Here is a 16702-nt window from a genome sequence, read left to right as displayed (position 1 = left end):
TATGAAGACACCTTACTCTTTTAAGTTTTTTCTTTTAGCCATTCTCTTTTCCCTTGCCCTGCTTGGCGGTACCTCATCATCCCACGCTCAGCAAGTCACTTACGGAAATGAGTGGATCAATTACAGCCAAAAGTATTATAAGATCAAAGTACCCACTACTGGCATATACCGCTTAGACAGAGCCTATCTGCAAGCGGCTGGTATCAATGGAGTGGATCCTCGGAATTTCCAGCTTTACCGCCGCGGTCAGGAAGTCTCCATCCACGTGGAGGGGGAAGCAGATGGTTCCTTTGACGCCAATGACTTCATTGAATTCTACGGAGAGCAGAACGACGGAGCTTTGGACCGGGAGTTATATAAGAATCCTACTGCTAACCACATCAATCCTTACTATAGTCTTTACACTGATACAGCCGCTTACTTTCTGACCTGGTCAACCACAGCCGGAAAGAGAATGGTGAATTCTAATCCAGAATCTTCAGGGTTAACCGCATCAGCATGGCACTTACAGGAAAGAATCATATTTGACAATGGTCAGTATACCCGTGGCAAGAGGTACGGAGAGAATTACATGTCTTGGATGGATGCGGGTGAGGGCTTTACCGGAGGATCTACCAATGGATTTACGTACAACCTGCCAGCTATGGCCTCCAACCTCTACCCTGAGGGAACCGCACCGCAAGTAGAAATCGCATTTTTAGGGGCTAATGACAACATTCAAGATGTGGATGTGTTTGTAAGGCCCCCAAGTGGACCAGAGCGTTTGGTAGGTTCTGTTAGACTTACCGGCTATTCAGCTTTGAAGCAGGCGTTTACCTTAGCGGCTAATGACTTCTTTGCAGATGGAAAATTGGTGCTACGGATCACCGCCAGAAACACGGCTTCTCGTTTCAGAACCGTTTACTTCAAAACAATCTACGCACAAAGAAACATCATTTCTACCTCTAGTCTTGCCGTTAAACCTTCTACTCCTTCTAGTACCCCATCCTTGTATTTGTTTGAAGGGAGCACTGCCGCCAATGCTATTGGATATGATTTAACCAACCAAGGAAGCATTAAACGAATTACTGGGGTAGTTTCTGGAGCACAGAAGGCATTTGTTTTTCCTGCCTCCTACATTAGTGGGATCCTATGGTCAGGGGCAAACCTGGTGCCTTTACCAGCTAGGGAAGTGGTGTTCAGGTCTGTTACGGGTAATCAAGCAAACTACCTTATTATTTCACACCAGAGTTTGATGGTGCCTAGTGGCAATTCAACAAATCCGGTACGTGATTACGCTGCTTATAGAGCCTCTGCAACAGGGGGCGGATATGATACGCTTTCCATGGAGGTAGGTCAAATCTACGATCAATTCTTCTACGGGGATAAATCATCGGCAGCTATCAGGAGGTTTATGAAGTTCATGATGGCTAACGGTAATCCGGAGTATCTTTTCCTGGTCGGGAAAGGGTTGGAAGCGGACAATGCTGCTGTCAGACAAAATCCTGCTGCTTTGGCTTTCAAGGATCTGGTTCCTACGGGTGGTACTCCAGGGTCAGACATTTTCTTTACGAGTGATTGGGACCAGGATAACTTTGTCCCTAAGGTAGCAACCGGTCGTATCCCGGCGAGTACCCCTAAGGAAGTCTTGGACTATCTTGCAAAGATCCGGGTGCATGAGAGCCTGCCTTACAGCTTGGATTGGCGTAAAAACATGCTCCACCTGGTGGGAAGCAGTGGTGAAGAACAACGCACCCTCCTCTCTTATATGAGGAGTTACGAACGGATTGCAGAAGGTACATGGTTAGGTGCTAATGTTTTAACCAAAATCAGAAGTGCCTCTGGAGGGCTAGATACCCTAAACATAGCTAGAGAGCTAAATTCAGGACTTTCCTTGATCACTTTTTTCGGGCATAGCTCTGCTACCGTTTCAGATCTTGATATAGGGCGTGTTTCCGATGTGGTGAATGGGTACAACAATAATGGGAAATACCCCATGATTCTGATGAACGGCTGTAATGCCGGGGATACTTTCACTACCTCCAGAACCTTTGGAGAAGATTGGTTGCTAACGGCAGATAAAGGAGCTATTTCATTTTTAGCTCATACCAGTTATGGCTATCCTTCTTTATTAAACCAGTTCTCTACTAACTTCTATTTTACCGCTTATGGTGACTCCTCTTATTTATCAAAGCCGATAGGGATACAGCACCAGCGCACCATTGAGTTATCCAGTAAATTAACTGGTGACAATGCCACCGCTATGTACATGCAAATGGTGTTGCAGTCAGACCCTGCTTTAGTTATGATTGGGCCAAAAAAAGCAGACTATGCAATCACAAACGGAGGAGCTACCATTCACTCAGTTAATGGTTCTACCATCAATGCCAGCACCGAGAAGTTTTTACTGAAGCTGGATATTCGCAATTACGGTAGGGTGAACCTAGATACCTTCTATGTTTCAGTGAATAGAAGGCTGGAAAACGGAACTGAATTGATGTATGACAAGATCAAGGTGGCCCCGGTCTTCTTTCGAGATACTATTCAGATAGAACTGGATGCCAGGACCACTGAAGGAGCGGGTGTTAACACCTTTACTATTAAGCTGGATCATACGGATACAATTGACGAGTTGGATGAAGTAAATAACATCAGAACAATTGAATACTTCTTCGCGAAAAGCGGAGTCCTTGCCTTGGGGCCACAAGAGTACGGTATTGTGAAGGATCAGAAAGTGAAGCTGATTGCGCAATCCACAGATTTGCTGACGGCGCCAAGGGGGTACCAGTTTGAAATTGACACCGTGCATACCTTTACCAGTGCCTGGAAGAAGTCCCAGATCATTCAGGCCGCCTCAATGCCAATTTGGGAAACTACCCTTCCGGCTAATACCGTAACCAGAGATAGCGCAGTATATTTCTGGAGGGTACGGTATGAGAACAGTACCAACGAGGAAGACACCCTATGGACTACCAGCTCGTTCCGGTACATTCCAAATAGCCCTTCAGGGTGGTCCCAGAAAGGCTTCGGGCAAATAGTAAAGGCTGAAAAACAGAAACTGGTAGAACAGCCTCAATCCAAAACGTTTGCATTTTCTCCAACTTTCAGGTTTGTTGAGCTAAAAGGAGTAGGTGGTGGTCAACCTTTTGAGCTTACTCTATATGGAATTTTCTTAGACAACTTAAGGGCTATAGAATTCGATTGTGGCTACACACAGCCAAATATGATAGCAGTTGTTTTGAATGATAAAACTCTTGAACCAGTAAATACTTTGACAGCATTTGGCTCCATTTGCGGAACTGACCCTAAAGTTGTTTACCATTTCAATGACTTACGGCAAGCCGCAAACCAAACTCGTTTAGAAAACTTCCTGAACAATGTACCGTCAGGCTATCATGTGGCTTTGTTAGGATTGAATAATGTCCCATACTCCACCATGAGCCCAGGTTTGAAGGCTGCTTTAAGAAACATAGGATCTTCTCTGATTGATCAGTTAGCAACTGGAGACCCTTTTGCCATAGTTGGCCGTAAAGGGGCAGCGCCAGGAACGGCAACCGAGCAAACCTATTCTTCCTCTGATCCAACCCCACGTAATCAGCAGAACGTTCGTCTTGAGAAACGAATCAATTCCCAAGAATCGCAAGGGGTGTTGGTGTCTACCCTCATCGGGCCCGCGAAAGAATGGAAGTCGTTACACCATCAGATGAAATTAGAGCCATCTGACAGCTATCAGTTAGATGTAATTGGTGTAGACCAAAACGCGAAGGAAACCACCCTTTCTTCCAATGTCACTTCCTCTAACTTTAGCTTAGCCGGTGTGAACGCCGCAACCTATCCTTATCTGCGCTTGAAACTGTCACTGAAGGATGAAAACCAACGGACTGCACCTCAATTAAAAGAATGGACGGTGTTATACGAGGGTGTACCAGAAGGCGTGATTAGGCCAGATTTAGTGGGGCTGGATAAGTACAACAAGCTTTCTGAGCAGGCTGCCAGCGGAGAAGTGAATTTGCAATATGCCTTCCATAACATCAGTGAGGTGAGCTTTGGAGACTCGCTAACCGTAGAGACCACCTTGTTTGAGGAAAGCGGCACCAGAACGGTAAAGAACTTCAAAGTGGAGCCTCTGCAGAAAGGGGATACCGTCTTTTTCAACCACAAGTTCTCTACCCTGAACTTGAAAGGAGCCAACCGTCTCAGAGTGACTGTAAATCCGCGCATTCTACCTGAGCAGACGTACTTCAACAACACGCTGGAAGTACCTTTCAATGTAAACCTTTCTGCCGGAATGCCGCCGGTGCTGGATGTGGTGTTTGACGGGGTTAGAATTTTGGACGGTGACATTGTATCCCCAAGCCCGTTGATCAGCATGGTACTGAAGGACAATAACCGCAAGATCCCGATTACGGATCCTGCATCCATGAAGGTGTACCTTAAGAAAGAAGGAGCAGAGTTTGTGGAATTGGATGTAAGAGCCAATCCGGCCATTCAATGGTTCCCGGCCGATGATAAGAATGACTTCAGGGTAGAATATCACCCAGAGAGACTTGAAGATGGCAAATATACCTTAGAGGTTCAGGGGTTTGATGCACTGGGCCAACGCGTGGGTAGTGAACGCTATAGTGTTAATTTTGAGGTTATAAATGCCTCTACCATCACTAGTTTCTATCCGTACCCTAACCCGTTCTCCTCCAAAACCAGGTTTGTCTTCACCTTAACGGGTAGTACTGTACCAGATAAAATGAAGCTCCAAATCATGACCGTAACTGGTAAGGTGATCAGGGAAGTACAGAAAGAAGAACTAGGCCCTATTAGAATCGGGAATAACGTCTCTGAATTTGCTTGGGACGGTACCGATGAGTTTGGGGATAAACTTGCCAACGGAGTTTACCTTTATAGAGTGGTGATGGAGAACAGCGCCGAAGAGACTAAGCACCGGTACACCACAGGTGACAAGGCCTTCAAAAACGGTTACGGTAAAATCTACATCCTCCGATAATTCTTCCTGTTTCAGGGCCTTTTGCTGAAATAGACCTAGAAACAGATGATAATAAAAATAAGAAAGCCTGCTGAGTTATCTCGGCAGGCTTTCTTATTTGATGGTGAGAGCTGCTAGGTAATTAACTAGCTAAAAGGTTTCTTGGTGAAGGACAGCTTTGTCGCTATCCGTTTAGACCAGTTTTAGCTAAAGCGATTAATAAACAGACTATATTCTGCTTTATAGTTTAATTCTGACTGAAACCAGCCTTTCTTCTAAAGGTGAAAAAAGTAAATGGATAGGCATGGCGCTCATCGGGGAGGTGTTCTTCCTGCTCGGTGACTTCCCAGGCATCGGCCTCCAACTCCGGGAAGTAGACATCGCCCTCAAACGACTCGTGCACCAAGGTGAGGTACACCACTTCCGCAAAGGGCAGTGCTTGTTGGTAGATCTCTCCACCACCTATCACCAAAACCTGCTCATCCAGAGCTAATCCTGCCTGCAGGCCTTCCTCTAAGGAGGCGGTGACCAAACAGCCTTCGGGGGCGGTATAATCGGGTTGACGGGTGATAATGATGGAGGTCCGGCCGGGTAGGGGTTTGCCAATGGCTTCAAATGTTTTGCGGCCCATAATCATGGGGTGGCCCATGGTCAGTTTCTTGAAATGCTGCAGGTCTTTGGGCAGATGCCAGATTAACTGGTTGTCTTTGCCGATGACGCGGTTTTCGGAGATGGCAACTACTAATGCAATCATATCGCTTGTTGAAAAGTAAAGCCCCGTAGGAAGTCTTGTATTTTCATCCGCTTTTTGCCTTCCATCTGTAGTTCTTCAATGGCATAGGCGGTGTTGTTTCCACACTGGAGGCGCAAATAGGTTTTTCCGTCGGTGGTATAGGTGCCGGGTTCCGCTTCGGGGGCGTTTTCCAGAACCTGGCCCGAAAAGATCTTGAACTGCTTTTCCTCCAACACGGTCCAGGCGGCAGGGTACGGTGAAAGGCCGCGGACAAAATTATGCACCTGTTGGGCGGGTTGGCTCCAATCTATCTGGCAGGTCTGTTTGAAAATTTTTGGGGCCATCCGTAAGGGCTCTGCCGGTTGGGGCTGCGGATAGGGCTGCACGCGTTCCTCCACAATGGCCGTAACGGTTTCCAAGAGCAGGTCAGCGCCCGCGTGCTTCAATTTCTCATACAGCGTCCCGAAGTTGTCCTCAGGGGCAATGGCTACTTTTTTCTGCAGGATAATATCGCCGGTGTCAATCTCGTGTTGCAGGAAAAAGGAGGTGACGCCGGTTTCCTGATCGCCGTGGATAAGCGCCCAGTTAATGGGAGCCGCGCCGCGGTAATGCGGCAGCAAGGAGGCGTGGATGTTCAAAGAGCCAAGGGCTGGCATGTTCCAAACGGCCTTGGGCAACATCCTGAACGCCACAATCACCTGCAGGGTGGCATTGTAGCTTCTGAGTTCCTCCTGAAACGCCGGATCTTTGAGGTTGGTAGGTTGCAGAACGGGCAAATTGTGCTGCAAGGCCACCTCTTTTACTGGGGAGTGTACCAGTTTGAGGCCCCGGCCCGCGGGCTTGTCAGGAGCCGTAATCACGGCCACCACGTTCCAGTTGTTTTCTACTAAGGCTTGCAAGGCGGGCACCGCAAAGTCTGGGGTGCCCATAAAGATAATCCGGAGGTCTTCTTTCCGCATGGTTTATTCAAAGTCTGGGTAAAGCAGGTACTGCTTGCGCATTTTCTTGTAAGCCTCCAGGTCTGCTTTCCAGGAGGCGCGTATTTCTTTCTCGCTCAAGCCGGCCATGATCTGTTTCTGCAGTTCATCAGTGCCAGCCAGGCTCTTGAAGAAGTTGTTGAAGAACTTCTCTTTTTGACCTGATTTCTGGTAAAAGTCCAGTAAATAGCTCAGGGTAAAGTTCTCTTTCAGGTTCAGCTTGGTCAAGTCTTTCCCGTAGCACACCTGATTCTTGTACGGTGGATCCATGGACATGCCCGGAATAGGCACCGGCGTAAACGAAAACGTTTTGTCTGGATAATACGGAGCACCAATTACTTGGAACGGAGTATGGGTGCCGCGCCCCTGGCTTACCGTGGTTCCTTCAAATAGGCAAAGAAACGGATACAGTTTGATGGATTGGTCATTGGGCAGGTTGGGCGACGGTTTGATAGGCAAAGAGTAGAACATCTTGTGGTCATATCCTTTCACCGGTATGGTTTTCACTTGGGCCTGTACGCCATTATTTAACCATTTTTCGCCATTGATCATTAAAGCGTACTCCCCTAAAGTTAAGCCGTGCGAAATAGGAATGGTATTCATTCCCACAAATGATTTGAAGGGCGCCTTCAGCACTGGGCCATCAACCAGGTAACCAATGGGGTTGGGGCGGTCCAACAGCAGCATGGGTTTGTTTTGCTCAGCGCAGGCTTCCATCACGTAATGCATGGTGCTGCTGTAGGTGTAGAAACGAACCCCCACATCCTGAATGTCAAACAGCACCACATCTACGTTTTTCAACTGCTCCGGCGATGGTTTTTTGTTTTTGCCATACAATGAAAGTATGGGTAAACCGGTTCTGGAATCGGTGGAGTTGCTGATGTGGGCCCCGGCATCGGCATCACCCCTGAAGCCGTGTTCCGGAGCGAAAATCATGGTGATTTTTACTCCTCGGCTTAAAAGGGTGTCTACCAGGTGCGTTTTCCCGATGGTTGAGGTTTGGTTCACCACCATGCCCACGCGCTTGCCCTGCAGGTACGGTAAATATAACTCTGTCTGCTGTGCGCCCGTTAGGAGAGGGGCCTGCTGCTGCGTCTGCTGAGGAACCTTGGTGGGGGCGCTGGCACTGCTTACCGTGGGGCTTGCAGTTGGTACAGATCCTGTTTGTTTGCAACTGGCCAGCGAAGCGCAGAGCACCGCCGTACGGAGGAGGGTGAGGAGCATAGGTTTAGTTTAAGAACAGATAGCTATCTTTAAGCACAAAATAGACGAAGTGAATCTTTCCCGATACATTGCCAGTAGGTTGACTGGTGCCCGTTCAGACTCTTTTACCGCCTCGGTCACAAAAATAGCAAAGTTCAGCGTAGGGCTGGGCATTGCCATCATGATTGTGTCCTTTGCCATTCTGGAAGGTTTCCGGTACGAAATACAGGAAAAAATCTTCAGCTTTGGCGGGCACCTGCAAATTAGCAAATTTGACACCAACAATTCGTTTGAAGGCTACCCAATGGGTACCTCTACCGGCCTAGGAGATTACAAAAACATCCCCGGGGTAGCGCACCTGCAGCCTTTCGCCCGCAAGACCGCCATCATCAAAACCGAAGATGAAGTACTGGGCGTGGTTCTGAAAGGCGTGGACACCACCTATGATTTCAGGGGGATAAAAGCCAATCTGGTCTCCGGCTCCGTGATGGAGTTCACTGATACGGCCGCCTCCAACCAGATCATGATGAGCCAGCTCATGGCGGACAAGCTGCGCTTAAAGGTGGGGGAAAAGGTACTCTTTTATTTCATCCAGAACCCGCCCCGTATGCGCCGCTTTGAGGTGAAAGGCATTTTCAAAACCGGGCTGGAGGAGTTTGACAACGTGTATGTGCTGGGCGACCTGCAACAGATTCGGGACCTGAACCAGTGGCCTGATACCTTGGTGGGCGGCTACGAGATCCTGCTCAGCGATTTTACCCAGATAGACACCGTCACGAGCCAGGTCTTCGACAAGATGAATTATGACCTGCAACTGGAAAAGATCACCGATACCTACGCCCAGCTTTTCGATTGGCTGGAGTTGCTCAAGCGGAACGTCATCATCTTCTTGGTGCTGATTGTATTTGTGGCCACCTTTAACATGGTTTCCACGCTGTTTATCATGATTCTGGAGCGTACCAACATGATTGGCGCCCTTAAAGCCATGGGGGCCACCAACGCACAGATCCGGGGTATCTTCCTGCACCGAGGGCTCCGGCTTACCGTTGCCGGCTTGATTGGCGGAAACCTGCTGGCCTTGTTCTTTTGCGTTGTGCAGGATTACTTCCACCTTATTCCGCTGGACCCCGAGAACTACTACATGGATACCGTGCCCATCCATTGGGATTGGCGCATCTGGGTAGGGATCAATGGGATTACCTTTATTTTAACCATGCTGTCCATTCTCCTGCCAACCCTGCTCATTGCTAGAATCCACCCAGTGAAAGCCATCAAGTTTGATTAAAAACACAGAACCATGTTTCGTGCCTCTTTTTGTAAAAGACCACTAAAACAGGGTCCTCTGTTTTGCTTTATAATATAAGGAAGTCCTCAAAAAGAAAAAGGCCTCACTATTTCATCGCAATCTCTTCCCTTTCAAAGGCTTCTTTTATTTTTTCGTTTAAAGTTTCTGAGACTTGCTGGAAGCGATAATTTCCCCGTTGCATCCAAACTTTGAGGGAGAGGGTCATGGTTTGTCCGGCAAGCTTTTCAACCCCAACGCTAGGTTCTGGTTTCTGCAGAATCCTTTCATCCGTGGAGATTACCCGGAGGATCACGTCCCGCACCTTGGAAAGAGGAACCGCCGAGTCAATAGTATAGGAAATATCCAGCCGCCGGGTGTCCTCTACATCATAGTTCACCACCACCGCTGATGCCAAGGGACCGTTGGGTAGATAAATGGTCTTATGATCCTCGGTAGTAATAACGGTGTTGAAGATGTTGATAAGGGATACCGTTCCCTTTTGACCCTGCGCCTCAATGTAATCTCCTACCCTGAAGGGTTTGATGGCCAGAATCAGAACCCCACCCGCAAAGTTGGACAAACTTCCCTGCAGAGCCAAGCCCACTGCTAAGCCCGCTGATCCCAAAACAGCTATAAACGAGGTCACCTCTAAGCCCACTTGGGCGATCACCACCATGATGAGCATCACCAGCAGCACAATATTGAGGATATTCTTCAAAAACGGCCGTAAAGACGGATCCACGTTTTTGCGGGTCATCAGCCCGTAGGTGAAATTGGTGATGCGCTTGATAAGCCAAAGACCAATCAGTAAAATGAAGAGGGCAACCAAAAACTTAATGCCATAAAGCAGCGCGAAATCTTGAATCTTGACTAAGAGGCGTTCGGTGTCAAACATAAAGGAATGATTGGTGATTGAACTGAATTACTACCAGAGTTAACTTATGAAGAGCAACAACAGCTGTTTCTTGTAAAGGCCATGGGCCAAAGCAAGAAAGTAGAGAAATGCGATTGGTTTCTGTATTCTTTCTAAAATTTGAGCCCTTTTCGGCGACGCCAAATATGCGTGGATGGCTACCAGAAAAAGGAAGGTTGCAGGTGAAATCAACCTAAAATCAAACAGGTCAAAGTGCATAAAGAAACGCATAGTGACAATGCCAACCCAATAGCAGATACCAGTGAATGCAAATGCCAGTGGCAGACTGTCTTCCTTGGTGGGAGACATTAATTTTTTCAAGGCAACTACTTTCCTTATTTTGAATAAGACAAAGAGGGTAATTGCTGATTGAATCATTAAGAAAAGAAACGAGGCTTTATCGAGCTCATGAAAGTTGAATTTTCGAATTATCAGCAGTTCATTGAATTGGGTCTGCAGCAGGTTCTTTAAAAGGTATGAAAAAGTCTCCTCCGCAAAAGGTCTGTATTGCCCTGCATAGTAGCCTGAGTTCTGTTTTATGTACAGAAAATAGCTGCCTATAAAACTAATTACTCCAACCGCTATCAAAATCAGCATAGAAACTATTTTCCAGTTCCTCTTCCAAAGAAAGTATAGACCAAAAAAGGATAATACCCCCAATAAGAAGCCTCCAAAGTATCTGTACAAGAATGTGGTTACAATGGAAAAAAATAGATGAAATGCCCACTCAGGCCTTTCTTGGGGCTTTGTGAGAAAATGATGCAAAGCGATGCTATACCAGAGCATTAGCACCATAAAACCTCCTTCAGACCAAGTGTAAGAAAAGATGTTTAGTAGAGAGTTTGCGCAGAAAACCAGACCAATCCAAAATGCATTTTTAGGAAAGAGTTTATAGATCAGAACCAGGGCCAACCCTAGCCAAAACAGATTCACTAGCTTAGAACTTATCAGGAGAGAGAAGGGGCCTAGGTAAGTGAGAGTAGCAATTGCTAAAGAATGTCCCATGGGCCAAGACGTATAAAAGAAATCCCGACCTTTAAAAAGATATTCTAGTTTGCCACTTTCCAGCAAGGCTTGAGAAGCCTTAAGATAATGAATAGAATCTGGGGTAGTGAAGCCATCAGGTTCTAAGGCAACTCGAATTAAAATTACAGCTGAAATAGCCAAAAAGAGGAGCAACAGCTTTAGACTCTCACGCATACTGCCTTTTATTACTCTTAATATATATCAATTTGGAAACCCTTTTAAACTTGATCAGGGACTCCGTTTAAATGCTTTGACCTTAAAATCAGGTTTGGATCAAGGCAGATCTGCCGATAAAAATCCTCTTCAGTAGGAGCGCATACCCCTGGGAAATCCCCGCTTTTGCCTAGGAGGTCGGTCATGAGTTGGAAGTGCAGGTGCGGAGGCCAGTCGCCGTTTTCGGGGTAGGGACCCATGGTGGCTACCTGATCTCCCGCCGCAAGAGGCTTTCCTACGAACAGTCTGTCCAATGAGGTGCGGCTCAAGTGACCATACAAGGTGTAAAACGGAATACCTTCCAATTCATGCTGCAGAATGATAGTGGGTCCATAATCCCCAAAGTTGGCGTTGTCCTGAAAGCTGTGCACGGTGCCTGCTAGTGGCGTATACAAAGGAATACCTGCCGGAGCCCAGATGTCTACTCCTAAATGAACAGATCTAGGCTCAACGGCTCCCTCAAAATGCTCGCTGCGGCGATAAATAACCCGGTCTTCAAAATAACCACCTACACCTACAGTGGCGTTTTTCTGGCGCAGCATCTCCAGCACAAATTGCTCAAACGAGGCAGTGTCTCGCAAATCAGCCTGGAGCAAAGCCGCATTTGCTGAGGTGAAATCCAGCTTCACCACGTCATCTGCGTTTAAGCTATGGTCTAGTATGGGGGCAAAGGAAGAATAGGTAGAAAGGAGCGAAATCAGTTTGGAAGAGTTTTCCATAAAAAGCCTCTGAAACGTAAACTGGTGTAGAATTAATTGGGAAAGATAGGGGAAAAACAAACGTCCGACCGCTTTTTTTACCCTAAGTTCGGGAGGGTTACTGAAATGTTGTAACTTTCCTCCCTTATAAAAAGTTAGTCAACCCGAAACACCTACGTCTTTCGTATATAAACTATGAGCAACGCTTATTTCAACATGAAAGTGGTGGACATCACCCAAGAAACCTCAGATGCCATCACGCTTCATTTAGACCATCCAGATAAAAAAAGCATTCCCTACGTTCCGGGCCAGTTCCTGACCTTGATTCTGCCGGTAAACGGTCAGAAAGTGCGCAGGTCCTACTCGCTGTGCAGCATTCCGGAAGAGCCGTATTTCTCAGTGACCGTGAAGCGCGTAGAAGGTGGGCTGGTATCTAACTTTTTGGCAGAAAACGCGCAAGTAGGACAAACCATTGAAGTGATGGCCCCGCTAGGCAACTTCGTCCTGAAGCCTGAGCCTTCCCAGAAACGCCACATCTTCTTATTTGGCGGCGGTAGCGGTATCACTCCTCTCATGTCTATGCTCAAAAGCACGTTGAAATATGAACCACAGAGCCGGATCACTCTTATCTACGGTAACCGCAACGTGGATTCTGTTATCTTCAAAGACCAACTGGCCCAGTTAGAGCAGCAGCACCCAGATAAACTGAAAGTAGTTCACGTTTTCAACGAGGCCTTAGTAGATGCGACTGAAAAGCAGGAGCACATTGGCTTGCTGGACCGCTCCATGGTGCTGCGTCTGTTGCAAGACCTGAAAGTACCGGGTTACCAGCAGGAAAGCTACTACATGTGCGGACCAGAAGGCATGATGCACGAGGTGCGCGAAGCCCTCAATTTCATGGATGTGCCCGCCAACCAGATCTATAAGGAAAGTTTCACGGCACCCACTGGTCCAGAGGCCCATTCCGTGGATGTGATCGCCGCACCAGAGTCTGACGAGATCATCACTCGCACTGTAACCCTGATTTATGAAGGTCAGGAGTACCAGGTAGAAGTAAAACCTACCGATACCATTCTGGAAGCTGGCCTGAGAGCCGATATTGACTTACCTTACTCTTGTCAGGCCGGACTTTGCACGGCCTGCATGGGGAAATGTGTAAGCGGCCGAGTGCATTTAGATGAGCGTGAAGGCTTGTCTGATGCCGAAATCGCCCAAGGATACGTTTTGAATTGCGTTGGCCATCCGCTCACCGCCGATGTGGTGATTGAGATTGGTTAATTGTTTTTGACCTGTTTTATGGAAAATACCTCCCAAACGCTCGCGTTGCCAGAACGCAAAACCCGCCAGTACCTTCCCGCCGATTTTGAGGTAGGAGATTGGGAATCGCTGGAGTCATACTTTGAGGAACTGAAAACCCGTGAGATCAACTCGCAGGCAGACCTGGAGAAATGGATCGCTGACCGCAGCGAACTGGAGAGCGTGCTCTCTGAGAACCTTGCTTGGCGTTACATTAGAATGACCTGCAACACCCAAGACGAGGCCCTCACCCAGGCGTTTCAGTTCTTCGTGACCGAGATCGAGCCCAAAGCCTCTCCGTATGACGATGCCTTCAACCGTAAACTGGTGGAATCGCCGTACATAGACGGGCTTGATGAGCAGAAATTTCGCATTTATCTGCGGGGCGTGCGCCGGGCTATAGAGTTGTTCCGGGAGGAGAATATTCCGCTGCAAACAGAGATCAGCACCAAGCAGCAGCAATACGGCGCCATTGCCGGAGCCATGATGGTCACGCTGGATGGCGAAGAGATGACCCTGCAGCGCGCCGCAGACCGCCTCAAGCAAACGGACCGGGCCGTTCGCGAAGAAGCCTATCTGGCTATCCAGAACCGACGGTTGGAGGACAAAGAAAAGCTGGACGAGCTCTACACCGAGCTGATTCAATTGCGCCACCAGGTAGCCGTGAACGCCGGTTTTGAGAACTTCAGAGATTACATGTTCGCTGCCCTTGGCCGGTTTGACTATGGTCCTGAAGACACGTTCTCTTTCCACCAAGCCATTAAAGAAAAAGTAGTACCGGTTACTCGTCAGATTGACTTGGAGCACAAGGAGCTATTGGGGGTAGACGCTTTGAGACCTTGGGACATGGACGTAGACCCCAGTGGATTGCCTCCGTTGGAGCCTTTCCAGACTGGTGAGGAACTCCTCACCAAAACCATTGACTGCTTCTACCGCCTTGATTCTTTCTTAGGCGATTGCCTGGTGACCATGCGTGAAATGGGCCACTTGGACCTGGAATCCCGCAAGGGAAAAGCCCCGGGCGGGTATAATTACCCCTTGGATGAAATTGGCGTACCGTTCATCTTTATGAATGCGACCTCCTCGCTCCGCGATGTGGTGACCTTGCTGCACGAAGGAGGCCACGCCGTTCATTCTTTCTTGACCCGGGACTTACCCTTGAACGCGGCCAAACATCCGCCTTCCGAAGTGGCAGAGCTCGCTTCCATGTCTATGGAACTGCTGACCCTTGACCACTGGGATATTTTCTTCCCTAACCAAGAAGATCTGGTCCGTGCCAAACGCCAGCATCTGGAAGGCGTATTGGAAACATTCCCATGGGTAGCAACCATTGACAAATTCCAGCATTGGGTGTATGAGAACCCTACCCATACGGTAGAAGAGCGCCACCAAAACTGGGTGCGCATTTTTGAGGAGTTCAACCTGCAGGAAGTGGATTGGAACGGATTAGAGCACGTGAAGCCTTATATCTGGCAAAAGCAACTGCACCTCTACGAAGTACCCTTCTATTATGTAGAGTATGCCATGGCGCAGTTAGGGGCCGTTGCGGTTTGGAAACGGTATAAATCTGACCCCGAGGGTGCGCTTGATGGATACAAGAAAGCGCTTAGCCTGGGCTATACCGCTACCATCGGGGAGATTTACGAGGCCGCCGGTATACGGTTTGATTTCTCCAGTGACTACATCCAGACCCTGGTTGATTTTGTCAAAGACGAGCTTGCTCAGCTAGGATAAGGAAAGTTGGGGCGTTTTGCCTCTGAATTCTAAAAACCCGCCAAAAACAGAAAAGCCTCAGATGAACTCTGAGGCTTTTCTGTTTTTGCTATTCAGCTTGAATGCTGCTCTGATATTTGAAGGGAGCTTTGCTATTGCACTTCTTCCTCGTCTTCATTGGTGGGTTTGGCATCCTTGTCTACCCACTGGAAGAGCGGGGCAGGTTGCAAGGTGTCAAAGGGTTTGCCCAGTTTAGGCACTTGTTTTTTATAGCGCCTGAGAAGCGTGTTCAGTTCTTTGGCGGTTTGGTCATAACGGCCCCGGTAGAAAACAGTCTCCGTCTGGTGGGCCGTGATGGATTCGTTTAAGGAGTCAACTCGCGCTACGCCGGTAGGGCCATCAGCCGGAAGGAAAGCGCGCAAGGCATTCCACACCGAATCTTGGGCGGCATCATAGGCGTCAATCCGGTCAGAGTCGCGTACGCTGTTACGGTCATAGCGCAGGGTTTGCAGGCGTCGGATAGCCTGCTGCAACTCGGCGCGTTTCTGCGCCTCAATGGCTCCGGGGGGTATGGCGGCCAACATTTCTTCCATCTGCTGGGTTTTCACGCTGTCGCTCCACATCATCACGTTCCATTTTCCGGTAAGCGTGTCTGAAAGGACCGTTAATTCCTGCTTTAATTGCTCGTCTGAAATAGGGCGGGCAAGCGGCCCAGACCTTCCTGAATCTTTGGAGCAGCCGGCTAAACTCATGATCACCGCCACGGTTAGTCCAAAGAAGATATTTTTTCTCATGTTTCTACTGTAAATGAAGCCGCCCGATACCTGTTTCTTTTTTTGGCCGGGGCTTTGTCTTAAACCAGACACCCTGCAAACGTATCTGTTCCTCTTCCCGTTACAACGCAAACCCTTCAATAAGTTGCATCCTTCTAAAAGAAAAAGGAAACAGGAGCTTGAAAGGGCGCTTGCACAGAGGAACGCTGGAAAGCGGCTGAGATTTTGAGCAGCAGAAACCGTCAGAGTTAGAAGTTCTTAAGCCCGTTCAACAGCAGGTTGGAAAGGAACTCGGCGATCTCGTCGGGGCTCATCTTGCCTTCTGGTTTGTACCACATGTGCAGCCAGTTCAAGCTGGAAAGGAGCGTTAAAACCACAAATTTCTCGTCGTTCACTTTAAACTCGCCGCTGGCAATACCTTCGCGCACAATCTCCCGTAAACTTTCCTCATACCGGAAACGCATGTCATGGAATTTACTTAGTGAGGGTTCGCTCAAGTGGCGCCATTCGTTCAGGAATACTCCGGCGGCGGGTGGGTTTTTGGTCAGGACCCGCACGTGCGCCGCTACGGCTAAGCGTAGTTTCTCGCCTGCCGGTACATCCTGGTTTTTCACCTCGTCAAAGGCAGCATTGAACTCATCGGCCATCTTGAAACAGACGCGTTGCAGAATGTCTTCCTTTGATTTGATATGGGAGTAAAGGCTGCCCGCTTCAATTCCTAACTCTAAGGCAAGGTCACGCATGGTGGTGGCGGCAAAGCCTCTGGACTTGAAAAGGGAAGTGGCGACTTGGTCTATTTGTTCTTTACGCGACAATTGGGTGCTGGACATAGAGGTACTGTTTACAGTCAAAGCTACTAATGCGAACGCCCGTTAGCAAATTTAGTTTGTCACCTGGGCCGGAACATCCGGGCGA

General features: G+C 48.3%; 12 protein-coding genes. 4 read left to right on the top strand and 8 right to left on the bottom strand.

Translation table 11 applies throughout. The annotated features are described in order from the left end of the window. Position 1 precedes the first annotated feature (1 nt). A complete protein-coding gene (gene porU2, locus ACW9SV_RS21560; protein ID WP_479558854.1) occupies positions 2-4978 on the top strand; it encodes a putative type IX secretion system sortase PorU2 in 4977 nt (1658 codons plus the stop codon). 226 nt (positions 4979-5204) lie between these two features. Here porU2 and ACW9SV_RS21555 read toward each other — a convergent pair whose 3' ends face one another. The 3 genes from ACW9SV_RS21555 to ACW9SV_RS21545 are packed head-to-tail and all read right to left on the bottom strand — an operon-like array spanning position 5205 to position 7891. Next, positions 5205-5711 (bottom strand): dihydrofolate reductase, encoded by a 507-nt coding sequence (locus ACW9SV_RS21555; protein WP_479558853.1) that lies wholly within the window; start codon positions 5709-5711, stop codon positions 5205-5207. Further along, the gene (gene fmt, locus ACW9SV_RS21550) at positions 5708-6649 is read right to left on the bottom strand and encodes a methionyl-tRNA formyltransferase (RefSeq protein WP_479558852.1); all 942 of its coding nucleotides are present in this window, start codon (positions 6647-6649) and stop codon (positions 5708-5710) included. Before fmt ends, ACW9SV_RS21555 begins: the two co-directional genes overlap by 4 nt. A 3-nt stretch (positions 6650-6652) precedes the next feature. Next, positions 6653-7891, bottom strand: coding sequence for an exo-beta-N-acetylmuramidase NamZ family protein (locus ACW9SV_RS21545; protein WP_479558851.1), 1239 nt, complete (start codon positions 7889-7891; stop codon positions 6653-6655). 49 nt (positions 7892-7940) lie between these two features. Here ACW9SV_RS21545 and ACW9SV_RS21540 point away from each other — a divergent pair, with 49 nt between their 5' ends. Beyond that, on the top strand, positions 7941-9155 hold the full coding sequence (locus ACW9SV_RS21540) for an ABC transporter permease (RefSeq protein ID WP_479558850.1): 1215 nt from the start codon (positions 7941-7943) through the stop codon (positions 9153-9155). A gap of 106 nt (positions 9156-9261) precedes the next feature. On the opposite strand, the gene ACW9SV_RS21535 is transcribed toward ACW9SV_RS21540, so the two are convergent. Genes ACW9SV_RS21535 through ACW9SV_RS21525 form a run of 3 tightly spaced genes read right to left on the bottom strand, consistent with a single transcriptional unit; the run spans position 9262 to position 12026 of the window. After that, positions 9262-10050, bottom strand: coding sequence for a mechanosensitive ion channel family protein (locus ACW9SV_RS21535; protein WP_479558849.1), 789 nt, complete (start codon positions 10048-10050; stop codon positions 9262-9264). Positions 10051-10089: 39 nt separating this feature from the next. Beyond that, positions 10090-11268 carry a hypothetical protein gene (locus ACW9SV_RS21530; RefSeq protein WP_479558848.1) on the bottom strand — a complete coding sequence of 393 codons (1179 nt, stop codon included), beginning with the start codon at positions 11266-11268 and terminating at the stop codon, positions 10090-10092. A gap of 44 nt (positions 11269-11312) precedes the next feature. Further along, on the bottom strand, positions 11313-12026 hold the full coding sequence (locus ACW9SV_RS21525) for a peptidoglycan DD-metalloendopeptidase family protein (RefSeq protein ID WP_479558847.1): 714 nt from the start codon (positions 12024-12026) through the stop codon (positions 11313-11315). Between the two features lie 174 nt (positions 12027-12200). Between ACW9SV_RS21525 and ACW9SV_RS21520 the strand changes: the two genes are divergently transcribed. Next, positions 12201-13283: a 2Fe-2S iron-sulfur cluster-binding protein gene (locus ACW9SV_RS21520; protein ID WP_479558846.1), complete on the top strand. Its 1083-nt coding sequence runs from the start codon at positions 12201-12203 to the stop codon at positions 13281-13283. A gap of 18 nt (positions 13284-13301) precedes the next feature. Then, the gene (locus ACW9SV_RS21515) at positions 13302-15035 is read left to right on the top strand and encodes a M3 family oligoendopeptidase (RefSeq protein WP_479558845.1); all 1734 of its coding nucleotides are present in this window, start codon (positions 13302-13304) and stop codon (positions 15033-15035) included. Between the two features lie 131 nt (positions 15036-15166). Here ACW9SV_RS21515 and ACW9SV_RS21510 read toward each other — a convergent pair whose 3' ends face one another. Together ACW9SV_RS21510 and ACW9SV_RS21505 are read right to left on the bottom strand one after the other, a co-directional pair. Beyond that, entirely contained in the window at positions 15167-15808 is a 642-nt protein-coding gene (locus tag ACW9SV_RS21510; protein WP_479558844.1) for a hypothetical protein, read from the bottom strand. A gap of 227 nt (positions 15809-16035) precedes the next feature. Then, positions 16036-16617, bottom strand: coding sequence for a TetR/AcrR family transcriptional regulator (locus tag ACW9SV_RS21505; RefSeq protein ID WP_479558843.1), 582 nt, complete (start codon positions 16615-16617; stop codon positions 16036-16038). Positions 16618-16702: the final 85 nt, after the last annotated feature.

It is taken from the genome of Rufibacter sp. JT20002, assembly GCF_056491185.1.
Note: the sequence above shows the minus strand (reverse complement) of the source record. Positions and strands in the feature narration are given on the sequence as shown.